The 12,787-nt window shown below is 69.4% G+C and carries 10 protein-coding genes; 3 read left to right on the top strand and 7 right to left on the bottom strand.

Annotated elements, in window-relative coordinates; translation table 11 throughout:
• Window positions 1-149 precede the first annotated feature (149 nt).
• From JHW41_RS23910 to JHW41_RS23890, 5 genes are all read right to left on the bottom strand, one after another.
• Window positions 150-884 carry an ATP-grasp domain-containing protein gene (locus tag JHW41_RS23910; protein WP_250448038.1) on the bottom strand — a complete coding sequence of 245 codons (735 nt, stop codon included), beginning with the start codon at window positions 882-884 and terminating at the stop codon, window positions 150-152.
• Window positions 885-2,054: 1,170 nt separating this feature from the next.
• Complete coding sequence (locus JHW41_RS23905; RefSeq protein ID WP_057945958.1) at window positions 2,055-2,813, bottom strand: endonuclease/exonuclease/phosphatase family protein; 759 nt, start codon at window positions 2,811-2,813, stop codon at window positions 2,055-2,057.
• A 31-nt stretch (window positions 2,814-2,844) separates the two neighbouring features.
• On the bottom strand, window positions 2,845-3,705 hold the full coding sequence (locus JHW41_RS23900) for a thiol:disulfide interchange protein DsbA/DsbL (protein ID WP_250448036.1): 861 nt from the start codon (window positions 3,703-3,705) through the stop codon (window positions 2,845-2,847).
• A 183-nt stretch (window positions 3,706-3,888) separates the two neighbouring features.
• Entirely contained in the window at window positions 3,889-4,545 is a 657-nt protein-coding gene (locus tag JHW41_RS23895) for a thiol:disulfide interchange protein DsbA/DsbL (protein WP_079000000.1), read from the bottom strand.
• A gap of 505 nt (window positions 4,546-5,050) precedes the next feature.
• Window positions 5,051-5,926, bottom strand: coding sequence for a c-type cytochrome (locus JHW41_RS23890; RefSeq protein WP_123645711.1), 876 nt, complete (start codon window positions 5,924-5,926; stop codon window positions 5,051-5,053).
• Between the two features lie 246 nt (window positions 5,927-6,172).
• Here JHW41_RS23890 and yihA point away from each other — a divergent pair, with 246 nt between their 5' ends.
• Complete coding sequence (yihA, locus tag JHW41_RS23885; protein WP_057949903.1) at window positions 6,173-6,808, top strand: ribosome biogenesis GTP-binding protein YihA/YsxC; 636 nt, start codon at window positions 6,173-6,175, stop codon at window positions 6,806-6,808.
• Here the strand turns inward: yihA and JHW41_RS27655 are convergent.
• Window positions 6,805-6,993, bottom strand: coding sequence for a DUF6053 domain-containing protein (locus tag JHW41_RS27655; RefSeq protein ID WP_428995425.1), 189 nt, complete (start codon window positions 6,991-6,993; stop codon window positions 6,805-6,807). The two genes, yihA and JHW41_RS27655, sit on opposite strands and share 4 nt — an antisense overlap.
• A 44-nt stretch (window positions 6,994-7,037) precedes the next feature.
• Here JHW41_RS27655 and JHW41_RS23880 point away from each other — a divergent pair, with 44 nt between their 5' ends.
• On the top strand, window positions 7,038-7,805 hold the full coding sequence (locus JHW41_RS23880; protein WP_250448034.1) for a hypothetical protein: 768 nt from the start codon (window positions 7,038-7,040) through the stop codon (window positions 7,803-7,805).
• Between the two features lie 150 nt (window positions 7,806-7,955).
• Here the strand turns inward: JHW41_RS23880 and JHW41_RS23875 are convergent, their stop codons facing one another.
• The gene (locus tag JHW41_RS23875) at window positions 7,956-9,617 is read right to left on the bottom strand and encodes an alpha-amylase family glycosyl hydrolase (protein WP_250448032.1); all 1,662 of its coding nucleotides are present in this window, start codon (window positions 9,615-9,617) and stop codon (window positions 7,956-7,958) included.
• A gap of 298 nt (window positions 9,618-9,915) precedes the next feature.
• Between JHW41_RS23875 and JHW41_RS23870 the strand changes: the two genes are divergently transcribed.
• On the top strand, window positions 9,916-12,714 hold the full coding sequence (locus JHW41_RS23870) for a TonB-dependent receptor (RefSeq protein ID WP_250448030.1): 2,799 nt from the start codon (window positions 9,916-9,918) through the stop codon (window positions 12,712-12,714).
• Window positions 12,715-12,787 lie beyond the last annotated feature (73 nt).

Genomic DNA, 12,787 nt, shown 5'->3' with positions numbered 1-12,787 from the left:
CGGGACGCGGCTGCGATGGGGTTTTCGTCGTTGTCGCGTTCTCGCGGTCGCAGCTTGCGCAGCTCCTACAGTCTGAAACGAAACCGGCCGCAGCCCCTGTAGGAGCTGCGCAAGCTGCGACCGCGCCAACGCAACCGCGACGAACCCGGCTATCGCCCGCGCACCGACGCATGCCGGATCACCTCCAGCGCCTGTGCGGCGTCGCAGGCGTACAAGCCCGCGCCCCAGGCCGCGTTCTGTTCCACGCAGGCCCAGCCGCGATCCTCGATATAGCCCACGTCGATCACGCACGCGCGCGGCAAGGCCACGCGCGGATCGTCGAGCATGCGCTGCAGGAACGCGGTGGCCTGCGCGTCTTCTTCGTCGCTGCTGGCGAAGCCGCTGTCGCGCGCCAGCTCGCCTTCGCGCGAATACAGCGACCAGGTACGCAGGCGGCGGTCGAGCACGAAGCAGCGCAGTTCGCAGCGCCAGCGCACCACGTCGGCGACCAGCACCGGCATGTCCTCGTCGTAGCCCAGCGGCAGTTCGGCGCCGGTATAGACGCGGGCCGGGAAGCTCTTGTCGTTGGGCGGCTTGACGAAGGCCGGCGCGGTGCGCGCGCGCTGCGCGCCGAGCGTGCTCAAACCGATCTCGCGCAGGCGGTATTCCGGCGGCAGCGCCGGCAGCCAGTCTTCGGGCGGATTGTCCAGGCGCAGGCCGAGCGCCGCGCCGATCTGCGGCGCGAACAGCGCTTCGCCGTAGAACACCGCGTCGTCGAGATCGCGCAGGCGATCGGGCACGCGCCAACCCGGCAGGCGCTCGATCGACCAGCCCTGGCGCGAGGCGGCTTTCCACAAGGCCTGGGCGTCGTCGGTGTGGCGGGGCGTGAGGATCAGCGTGGGCATGGCGTGGCGGCGGTGGGAATGCCGGTGCAGCGTCGGGGAAAGGGCGAGGTGCGTCAACGGCCGGAATCGGCGTCGATCGGGGGATGAGCGGCGCTGGATGATCGTGTGCGTTGCGGCGTTTCCAACGTCGCGGGCGGCCTGCACGTCGTTCCGGCGAAAGCCGTAATCTATTTTACCGCTGCCGCTGCCGCTGCCGCTGCCGCTGCCGCTGCCGCTGCCGTTGCCGTAGTTGTTGCTTGTGCTCGCCGCCCAATCCGATGCGAATGTTTCGTAGCCCCGAAGGGCGTGCGCATGGATGCGCACGCGCGCCATGGGACAGGATGTCCCTTATGGCGCGGCCCCGCGCCGGGTGCTGGACTTAGTGGCTTTTGACTTAAAACAAGCGTTTTTCTTTGGCTACTTTCTTTTGTCGCGCTGACAAAAGAAAGTAGCTCGGCCGCTTGCGGACGAAAGCTTTTGATGTTGGCTTGTCGTCACGCGACACATCGCTAACGGCGAAAGCAGCAGCGACGTCAACATGGGTTCCGGCTTTCGCCGGAATGACGGCCGTAGGGTTGCGTATCCGACTGTAGGAGCGGCGCGAGCCGCGACCGCGCCGACGCAACTACGACGAAACTTTCGCAATCGCCGCGATGGCGCGGTCGCGGCTTGCGCCGCTCCTACAGGGGGCGTGCCGCGGTGGGGTCTGCGTTTGCGTGTTCGTTCGAGTGACGACAAGCGACCATCAAGAGCTTCCGTCCGCAAGCGGCCGGGTCACTTTCTTTGTCTGAAGCCACAAAGAAAGTAACCAAAGAAAAGGCCTCGTTTTTTCGGATCAAGAGCCACTAGGGCTCATCGTGGCGCGGGGCCGCGCCATAAGGGGCATCCATGCCCCATGGCGCGCGTGCGCATCCATGCGCACGCCCTCCGGGGCTGCGAAACATGGGCTTCGCGTGGGGTTGCGTCCGAGCGAATGGCAACGGCAATGGCAACAGCAATTGCAACAGCAGAATGGATTCCAGCTTTCGCTGGAATGACGGGATTGGGGATGACGGCGCAGAAGGTCGGCGTCGTTAGCGGCGCGGAAGTGGCTGCGTTGAAAGGGCGTGAGCCGTGAAGCGGTGCGCGTAGAGGAGGGGCGGTGCGCCGGCTTGCGCTTTCGGTCGGGATGCGCCGCGACCTCCGCCGAGCTCAGCGTAACGCGTCGTCCGGCACGTCCAGCTCCAGCGACAGCGCCAGATGATCGGACTGCGCCGCCGGCATCGCCTTGGCGGCGATGTAGCCCAGGCCGTCGCCGAGCAGGATGTGGTCGATCGCGCGCTGCGGACGCCAGCTGGGGAAGGTCGGCAGGATGTCGGCCGGTCGTTGCAGCCGGGTGTCGCGGAACAGCGCCTGCATTTCCGGGCTGTCGGCGGAACAGTTGAAGTCGCCCATCAGCACCGCGTGCGGATGGTCGTGCAGCAGTTCGGCGATGAAGGCCAGCTGCGAGGCGCGCGAGCCGGCGCCGAGGGAAAGATGGGCGACGGCGACGGTGAGGCCGTCGTCGCCGTTGCCGTAGTGCGCGACCAGCACGCCGCGGCCGGCGATGCGCCCGGGCAGCGGGTGGTCGACCACTTCGCGCGGCTCCAGCCGGCTCAGCAGGCCGTTGGCGCTGGAGGCGACGTTGCCGACGCGCCGGTTCGGCTGGTGGCTCCAGTAATCGAAGCCGGCGCGCTGGGCGAGGTAGTGCGTTTGATTGGTGAAGCCCGAACGCAGGCTGCCCGGGTCGCTCTCGTTGAGGCCGACGATGTCGTGCTCGCCGGCCAACTGGGCGATGGTGTCCAGGCTACCGCGCTTGTTGCCGGCGGGCAGCACGTGCGACCAGCTGCGCGTCGCGTAATCGCTGTAGCGACGCGTGCTGGAACCGGCCTGGATGTTGGCGCTGAGCAGGCGCAGCCGGCGAGTGGTCATGCCCGGTACGAGCGCGGTCGGGGCCGGCCGATCAGTTCTTGACCGGCGCCGCGGCCGGAGCCGGGGCCGCGCCGGCCATCGCCGCGCGCTCGCGCGCGACCAGGTGGTCGGCGATGCGCAGGTAGTCCTCGAAGCCCTTGCCCTTGACCAGGTACTTGCCGTTGATCACCAGGCTCGGGCTGGCGTCGACGCCCGAGCGCGCCATGAACTGCTCGGCGCGCTTGCCCTTGGCGGTGATGGCGAAGCTGTTCATGGTGCCGATGAAGTCGGCCGGCTTGACCCCGTACTTGGCATAGAACTCGCCGAAGGTCTGGTCGTTGACGGTGCGGTAGTCGATCGACTGGTCGATGTGCACGGCGCGGAACATCGCTTCGTGGGTCTTGTCGATCAGGCCCAGGGTCTGGGCGGCGTAGAAGGCCTTCTCGAACGGGATCGGGTTGGCGCCGAACGGACCGGCGATCGGGGTGAACTTGACGTCGGCGGTCTGCTTCTTGCGCCACTCGACCAGCAGCGGCTCGAACTGGGCGCAGTGCGGGCAGGTGTAGCTGAAGATCTCGGCGACTTCGATCTTGCCCGGGGCCGGATCGAACGGCTGGCCGCCCGGGATTTCCTGGTAGTCGGTGCCGGCGACCGGCGTCGGACCGGCCGGCGGGGTCGCGGTGGCGGCCGGAGCGATGGCCGGATCGGCCTGGGCCGGCGCCGCGGTTTCGCCGGCGGCCGGCGCGGCGGGCGCGCCCTCGGCCGGGGCGGCGGCCGGCGCGGTTTCGGTGGCGGCGGGCGCGGCCGGGGCGGCCGTCTCGGCCGGCGCCTCGGTCTTGCCGCACGCGGCCAGCGCGATCAGCGCGCCGAGCAGCAGCGGATAGCGGGACAGGGTGGCGATACGCGAATTCATCGTGATCTCCGCAACAACTTCGGGAAAAAGGCGGGTGCGGCGGCGAAAGGCCGTCCGCGACGGCCCGCCAGCATAGCGGGCGGGCGACTTAACGGGGAGTGTAGAGGCGGCGGGAACGGGGCCTGCGCGCGCGCGGCGCGCGGCCGGCGCGCGATGGCCTGTTCCGATTCCCGCCCGGGCGCCTCAGCGCTTGGCCTTGGCCCGCTCGCGCGCGATCAGGTGATCGGCCACGCGCAGCATGTCGTCGAACCCCTTCTGGGTGGTGATGCGGTACTTGCCGGCGACCACCATGCCCGGGGTGCCCTCGATGCCGGAGGCCATGATGAAGTCGGTGGCGCGCTTCATCGTTTGCTCGGTGGTCTTGCCGGTCATGGTCGCGGCGAAGGTGCCGGCGTCGGCGCCGTACTTGGCGTAGAAGCCGGCGATCTCCTGCGCGCTGGCGTTCTGGATCGGCAGGCTCTTGTCCTCGTGCAGGGCCTTGAACACCGCTTCGTGGGTCTTGGGCAGCAGCTTGAGCGACTGCGCGGTGTAGAAGGCCTGCGCGTACGGGGTCCAGTAGCCGCCCCACGGCGCGGCCAGCGGCACGAAGTTCACGTCGGCCGGCAGGGTCGCCTTCCACTTCGAGATCAGCGGCTCGAAGTGGGCGCAGTGCGGGCAGGTGTAGCCGAACACTTCGACCACCTCGATCTTGCCGGCCGGGGTCGAGAACGGCTTGCCGCCCGGGATTTCGACGTAGTCCACGCCCGGCTCGGGCGCGGGGCCGGTCGCGGCCTTGGGCGCGGCGAGGCTGGCGAAGGGAAGGGCGGCGAGCAGCAGCAGGGTGGCGAGGCGTCGGTTCATCGGAAAGGGTCTCGTCGGAAAGGGCCGGCTGCGCGTCGCGCCGGTGGGGCGGGCTTGGGAACGTCGCCGCCAAGGATAACGGCCGGCGCGGGCGGCCTGCAGTCTGCTATGGGACCGGACGGTGTCGTGTGAGTTCCGCGGCGGGACTCGATGTGAAGTGCGTCACTTTTACGCAGGGCGGGGCTTCTTGTACGAGCGGCGCGAGCCGCGATCGCGGGGTGGCCGGTCGCGGCGAAAATCCGCGGGCCGTTACGCGGGGCTGGTGGCTTTTGTCGTCGTTGCAGTGTCGCGGTCGCGGCTTGCGCCGCTCAGGGGGGCGATGTGGGACTCGCGGCGGGCGGAAACGAAAGCGCCGGAGTTACGTGGGCCGGGTCGGTTTCGTCGTCGTTGCGGTGTCGCGGTCGCTGCTTGCGCCGCTCCTACAGGGAGGGCGATGCGGGTTCGCGGCGGGCGGAAACGAAAACGCCGGCGCGGGGCCGGCGTTTTCGGGTGCTTCGCGCTGCGCTCAGCCCTTGGCGGGCGCGGCCGGCGCGGCGGCCGGCTTGGGCGCTTCGGCCGGTGCCGCCGGCTGGGCCGGGGCGGGCGCGGCGGCGGGCTTGGCCGCCGGGGCCGGGGCGCCGGCGGCGGCGACGTCGTCGGCGCGTTCGTGCAGGCCCTGCAGGTAGCTGGCGAGCGAACCGATCTCTTCGTCGGTGAGCTGCTTGGCCACGCCGGCCATCACGTTGAACAGGTGCGGATCGCGCTGGGTGGTGGTGCCGGCGCGGTATTCCTCCAGGCGACGCTGCGAGTAGGCGGCCTGCTGACCGGCCAGGTGCGGGTAGGCCGGGCCGGGGTTGCCGGCGCCGCCGGGGCCGTGGCAGGCCATGCAGGCGGGGATGCCGCGCGCCTTGTCGCCGCGGCGGAACAGGTCCTCGCCGACCTGGTAGAACTTCTTGTCCTTGTTCGGGCCGGAGGCGATGACGGTGTCGTCGGCCACGCCGGCGCCGGACTTCTGGGTCGCGAAGTAGGCGCCCAGGTCGCGCGCGTCCTGTTCGCTGAGCGCGTCGGCGAAGGGCTTCATCGCCGCGGCCATGCCGGTGTTGCGCTCGCCGCTCTTGAACAGGGCGATCTGGTGGGCGATGTAGCGCTCGCTCTGGCCGGCCAGGCGCGGGTACTGCGGATCGGTCGGGTTGCCGTCCAGGCCGTGGCAGGCGGCGCAGGTGCCGGCCTTGGTGGCGCCGGCCTTGACGTCGCCCCACTTGCTTTGCGGCCCGGCGTTCAACGGCGCCGTCTGCACCGGTTCCTTGTCCGGGATCGGCGTGACCGTGGTCTGGGCATACGCGACGGCGGCGACCGCAAAGACGGCGAGACCGACGAGGCTCAGGACGCGGGCTTGGCTCATGTAGCTGGGCTCCGAACTGCTTGGCTTTCTGGGTGGCGGGCTTGCTGGAAGGCGGGCGTGCGGTACGGCAAAAGCGGGTCGCGACTCGGTCGTGCTGTGGCCGGTCGCGCCGGGCGCCGGAACCTTGGAATTATCATCGCCGGCCCGGACGGGGTCAACGCGGGTTCAGGTGCGCGCGGTCGCCGAATGCGGTTTTGCGCCCGCGGCGGGGCCCGCCCGCGCGATCCTACGTGCGATCCTATGGGCATGAGCAATCCCCTCGCCCGCGCCCGTTACCTGTTGTCGGCGCACAACGTCAAGCAATTGCCGCCCGACGGCGGTTTCGAGGTGGCCTTCGCCGGCCGCTCCAACGCCGGCAAGTCCAGCGCCCTCAACGCCCTGTGCCAGCAGAACGCGCTGGCGCGCGTGTCCAAGACGCCCGGCCGCACCCAGCAACTGGTGTTCTTCGACGTCAGCCCGCTGCACCGCGGCCCCGAGCCGGCGCCGGAGCCGGACCGCTTCCTGGTCGACCTGCCCGGCTACGGCTACGCCAAGGTCCCGCAGGACCTGCAGGCGCACTGGCAGGCCTTCCTCGACCGCTATTTCCAGACCCGCCAGGCGCTGCGCGGGCTGGTGGTGGTGATGGACATCCGCCACCCGCTGAAGGACTACGACCGGCAGATGATCGCCTACGCGGTGAACCGCGGCCTGCCGGCGCACGCGCTGCTGACCAAGGCCGATAAGTTCGGCCGCGGCCAGCAGCAGCAGGCTTTGATGGCCGTGCGCAAGGACCTGCACGCCAGCTACGGCGACACGGTCAGCGTGCAGACCTTCTCCGGCGAGTCCAAGCAGGGCGTCGACGAGGCGCGCGCGGTGGTCGGCGGCTGGCTGGAGCTGGGTTAGGCCTGTTGAGGTGTGCCGGGGCCGGCTCTGGTGGGAGGGACTTCAGTCCCGATGCTTTGGGACCTGATGAGGCCGATCTTGCTGGTGGTGCGCTCGGCGATCTGAGCCGAAAGCGTCGGGACTGAAGTCCCTCCCACATAAAGCTCCGCCCACGGCCGCCCCGGTGTTGGCCGCCCGAGCCCCATCGTTCGCGTTACCTCCTGGGTATACCGCCAGGAGCCCGCCCGCCATGGACGCGATCGCCGATCCCCGCACCATCCTCGCCGCCGGCGCCTACGGCACCGCGCTGCTGTTCTTCGTCTACGGCGGCTACGTGCTGCAGAAGGCGCGCAGCGCCGAACAGAGCCGCAACGTGCGCTGGTACCTGGGCATCGGCGCGGTGGTGGCGCTGGCGATGATCGGTTTCGACGCGTTCAAGCAGCAGCTCGGCGGCGAACGCGTCGCGCCGGGCGTATTCCTGACCTTCTCGCCGAAGTTCTCCGCGGTCGGCCTGCCCGAGCCGGCGGTGGAATACCGCGGCCAGGCGCTGGCGCTGAGCGCGCCGATCCAGGTCAGCGACCAGAGCAGCATCAACATTTCGGTCGACGCGATCCTGGAGAAGGTCAAAGGGCTGCAGCAGGACAACCGGCAGCTGCAAAGCGCGCTGGGCAGCGCAGCGCTGGCCAGCCAGCCGAAGGAACTGGCCGAGCGCATCGCCGCGGCCGACAGCGCCGGGCAGGACCCGTGCGCGCGCGGCGGCGATGCGACCCTGTGCGGCTGGAAGCAGCTGTCCGCCGGCCAGCTGGCGCGCGCGGAAACGACGTTGCTGCAGGCGGCGAAGGACGCGCCGGCCGCCGACAACCGCGCCAAGGGCGCGGCGCTGAGCGGGCTGGGCGAGATCTACGTCGGCCAGGGGCGCATCGACGAGGCCAAGGTGCAGCTGCGCAAGGCGGCCGAGCTCGGCAACGACGGGGCGAAGAAGCGGCTTGCGACGTTGAACCGCCAGCCGCAGCGTTGATCCGGTCGCCCCTGTAGGAGCGGCGTGAGCCGCGACCGCGACAACTCGACTACGACGAAACTTGCGACGTGGCTGAATTGTCGCGGTCGCGGCTCGCGCCGCTCCCACAGGGAGCGACCGCGAAGCGCATCGCGCGCGTGGGCGCGCCGGCTAGCCCGCCGGCCGCGCCGCATAGGCGCCGTGCCCCGGCAGCCGCAGGCGGCCGCCTTCGACCGCGCCCGACGGCAGGCCGTGGCCGGGATCGGCGATCCAGCCGGCGCGTTCGCCCAGCTCCAGCATCGCTTCGCCGGGGCCGAGGTTGAACACCATCAGCACCGCGTCCGCGCCTTCGCCGCGCACGAACGCGATCACCGGTTCGGCGCTGGGCAGGAACGCGATCGCGCCGTCGAGCAGCGCGCGATGGCGCTTGCGCCAGCCGATGAACCGGCGGAAGCCGTTGAGCGGCGAGGCCGGATCGTCCTGCTGCGCGGCGACGTTGAGCGCGCGATGCTCGGCCGGGATCGGCAGCCACGGCCGGCCGCGGCTGAAGCCGGCGCCGTCGCCGGCATCGGCGCCGGCGTCCCACGGCAGCGGCGTGCGGCAGCCGTCGCGGCCCTTGAAGTTAGGCCAGAAGGTCTTGCCGTACGGGTCCTGCAGCGCTTCGAACGGCACCTCGGCCTCGGCCAGGCCGAGTTCCTCGCCCTGATACACGCACACCGAGCCGCGCAGCGAGCACGCCAGCGCGCTGACCAGGGTGGCGAAATGCTTCGGCGCCTCGCCGCGGCCCCAGCGCGTGACCACGCGCTGCACGTCGTGGTTGGAGATCGCCCAGCACGGCCAGCCTTCGCGCATGCTCGCTTCCACCCGCTGCACCGTGCCGCGGATGTGTTCGACGTTGTAGTCGTCGGTCAGCAGCTCGAAGCTGTAGCCCATGTGCAGGCGGCCGGCGCGGGTGTATTCGTCCATCGTCGCCAGCGAGTCTTCCGAGGAGATCTCGCCCAGCGCCACCGCGCCCGGATAGCGGTCCAGCAGCGCGCGCAATTCGCCGAGAAACGCCAGGTTCTCGGGCTGGGTGTTGTTGTAGTGGTGGTACTGGAACGCGTAGGGATTGTCCGGGCTGAAGCCGCGGCCCACGCGCTGCGCCGCAGGCTTGGGCGGGTTGTCGCGCAGTCGCGCGTCGTGGAAGCAGAAGTTGATCGCGTCCAGGCGCAGGCCGTCGACGCCGCGTTCGAGCCAGAAGCGCACGTTGTCGAGCACCGCCGCGCGCACGTCGGGGTTGTGGAAATTCAGGTCCGGCTGGGCCGAAAGGAAGTTGTGCAGGTAGTACTGCTGCCGGCGCGGCTCCCAGCGCCAGGCCACGCCGCCGAACAGCGACATCCAGTTGTTCGGCGCGGTGCCGTCCTCGCGCGCATCGGCCCAGACGTACCAGTCGGCGAATTCGTTGTCGCGGCTCTCGCGGCTGCGCTTGAACCACTCGTGCTCGTTGGAGGTGTGGCTGAGCACCTGGTCGATCATCACCTTCAGGCCCAGCGCGTGGGCCTTGGCCAGCAGGCGGTCGAAGTCGCCGATGTCGCCGAACAGCGGATCGACCGCGCGGTAGTCGGCGATGTCGTAGCCGAAGTCGGCCATCGGCGATTTGAAGAACGGCGAGATCCAGATTGCGTCCACGCCGAGGTCGGCGATGTAGCCGAGCTTGTCGACGATGCCGGGCAGGTCGCCGACGCCGTCGCCGTCGAGGTCGCGGAAGCTGCGCGGATACACCTGGTAGATCACCGCGCCGCGCCACCACGAGGGATCGCGTTGCGCGGGCTGGGAGGATGCGACGGCGGACAAGTGCGGCCCCTGTGTTTTCGTGTGGTGCGGCGCGCGACGGCGCTGCGTTGCGGCGATGCGCGCCAGCTTACCGCCGCCGCCCGCGGCGGCCGCCGCGCCTGCATACGTATTCATGGCGCAAGCGCGGGCGGAACTGCGACATGAATGCGACTGCATCCCATGAATACGTATGCAGAACCCGCTGCAAGCCGTAAGGCATGCCTAACATGCGCCCAGACCACGGCCCCGATGCCGCGGCGGACGCAGCGCGCCGGCAGTGCGCGCGCGGCCACAGAACACAACGCTCTGGAGGGGAGCCATGTCGCATTCCACGCCGGCCGCACGCAGGCCGAAGCAACTCGACCGCCATCTGTTGACCCTGGCCCTGGCATCGCTGGGCCTGTGCGGCTTCGCACCGGCCTGGGCCGCGGACGCGCCCGCGCCGCAGGACGCCGCGCCCGCCGCCGCGCAGGCCGCGCACGAGCTCGACGCCGTGCAGGTCACCGGCAACCGCCGCGTGCAGTCGATCCAGAAATACGCCGGCACCATCCAGTCCTTCAGCGGCGAGGACATCGCCAAGCTCGGCATCAACACCGACTTCCGCAACCTGCAGGCGGTGGTGCCGGGACTGCAGATCACCAAGCAGGAAGGCAAGTACGAGATATTCCTGCGCGGCATCGGCGCGGCCGACTCGGACTTCTCGTCCGACCCGTCGGTGGCGACCTACTACAACGGCATCTACCTGCCGCGTCCGCGCTCGATCGGCCCGATGTTCTTCGACGTCGACCGGATCGAGGTCAACAAGGGCCCGCAGGGCACGGTGCGCGGCCGCAACGCCACCGGCGGCTCGATCAACGTGATCTCCAAGCGCCCGGAACTCGGCGTGACCAGCGGCGGACTCAAGGTCGGCGCCGGCAATTACGACTTCACCAACGCCGAGGGCGTGCTGAACCTGCCGATCGGCGAGACCTTCGCCTTGCGCGCGGCGCTGTTCGACGAGGAGCGCTCCTCCTACATCAGCAACGGCTATCCCAAGTCGCTGTTCGACGCCGAAGGCCCGAGCGCGCTCGACAACCAGGCCGCGCGGCTGTCGGCGCTGTGGCAGCCCAACGACAAGTTCTCCGCCTACGTGATGCTGGACAAGGTCACCGAGCGCGGCACCGGCGACCCGGGCCTGTTCGCCGAGCGCGGCCTCGCCGCGGGCTACGACATCAAGGACCTGGACGACCCGTTCAAGCAGTACTTCCGCACCCAGGGCAAGACCACCAACGACATCGAAGGCATCGCCGCGACCTTCACCTACGCGTTCAACGACGCGGTGTCGGTGGAGTTCAACACCTCCTACCGCAAGTACGACTTCTACAACCGCAACGCCTCGCGCGAATGGCAGCTCGGCCCGGTGTATCCGGGCTCGGAGCGCGAAGCCTATTTCAATCCCGAGCGGCTGGACTGGTACGACACCTTCTACCAGGCCGACAAGTCGTCCTCGCGCATCAACGAGCTGCGCTTCTTCGGCGATACCGGCAAGCTGATCTGGTCGGCGGGACTGTTCAACTACGAAGAGAAGTACGACTACGTCTCCTGGGACGTCGGCAACGGCTACTTCGGCGATTGCGACTGGTGGCGGCCGGGCACGGTCTGCGGCTACCAGGACGGCCTCGGCGGCGAGAACCGCGGCGACGGTTCCAAGGTCGAGTCCAACGCGGTCTACGGCGATTTCAGCTTCGCCGCGACCGATTCGCTGCGCCTGATCGGCGGCATCCGCTACACCCGCGACAAGAAGATCGCGCGCGAATCCAACGTCAAGTACCAGTTCGTGATTCCCGAGGAACTGTTCCAGCAGTTCACCGGCCAGCCGATCAACACCGCGACCAATCCCTACGTCACCGGCCTGGTGCTGGGTTCGCCGGGCTTCCAGCTGGCCGGCCCGGGTCGCCGCCGCGGCGGCGCCCCGAGCATCTGCACCGGCTGGACGCCGGCCGATCTGCAATGCGGCCCGGGCGGCAACACCCTCGACTACTTCCTCGGCGGCTTCCAGAACTTCGGCGGCAACGACAACTGGGCGCAGTTCCTGCAGCAGAACCGCGACCAGATCCAGGTGATCGCGCGCTCGGACTTCCCCGGTGGCCGCAGCCAGGACGTGTACAAGGACAACTACGTCGACTGGCGCGTGGGCTTCGAGTACGACCTCGGCGCGAAGGTGATGCTGTACGGCACGGTGTCGACCGGCACCCGCGCCGGCGGCATCAACCGTCCGCTGGCGCTCAACGACGGCAGCGCGCTGGCGCCGAGCTTCGCGCCGGAAGAGCTGACCGCGTACGAAGCCGGCATCAAGGGCGACTACCTCTGGGGCGAGACCCCGGTGCGCCTGAACGCGTCGGTGTTCTACTACGACTACAAGGACAAGGTGCTGCAGAACCTGATCGACGTGCCGGCGCCGACCCCGACCAATCCCAACGCGACCAGCCGCCAGGTGTTCAACGACAACGCGGCGAACGCGAGCGTGCTGGGGCTGGAGCTGGAAGGCAGGGTCGGCCTGCCGCACGGCTTCGACCTGGGCTACAACTTCACCTACCTCGACGCCACGTTCGACGATTCCAACGTGCTCGACACGCGTTCCGGCGGCCTCGGCCTGATCGTGCCGCTGGACGGCAACCGCCTGCCGAACACGTCCAAGTACAACGCCAACGTCAGCCTGTCGCAGACCGTCGACATCGGCCGCGGCGCGCTGAACTCGTTCGACTGGACGATCAACCTGACCTACCGCTCCGACTACTACCTGACCGCGTTCAACAGCCGCGGCTTCGGCCTGGATGCGAACGGCAAGGTGATCGAGATCCCGCTCAAGGACATGCCGTTCAACAACGGCTCCAACCCGGCCGCCGGCGGCGGCCCGGCCAACGGCCTGGCGATGCGCGACGACGTGGACGGGTTCTTCACCGTCAACGTCTCGGCCGGGTTGAACTTCGGCAGCGACAACCAGTTCCGCATCGACGGTTTCGTGTCCAACCTCACCGACGAGGTGTACTCGGGCAAGGGCTTCGTCAACAACTCGACCAACATCCGTTACTTGAACACGCCGCGGATGTACGGCATCCGCTTCGCTTCGCAGTTCTGATCGCCGCGCGGCCCCGCGTCCGCCACGGACGCGGGGCCGCAGCCGTCGTCGCCCGCGGGGCGACGCGGCGGCG

Source organism: Lysobacter enzymogenes (genome assembly GCF_023617245.1).
Classification (GTDB): domain Bacteria; phylum Pseudomonadota; class Gammaproteobacteria; order Xanthomonadales; family Xanthomonadaceae; genus Lysobacter; species Lysobacter yananisis.
The sequence above is the reverse complement of the archived record's forward strand: the minus strand, read 5'-3'. Positions and strand labels throughout refer to the sequence as shown.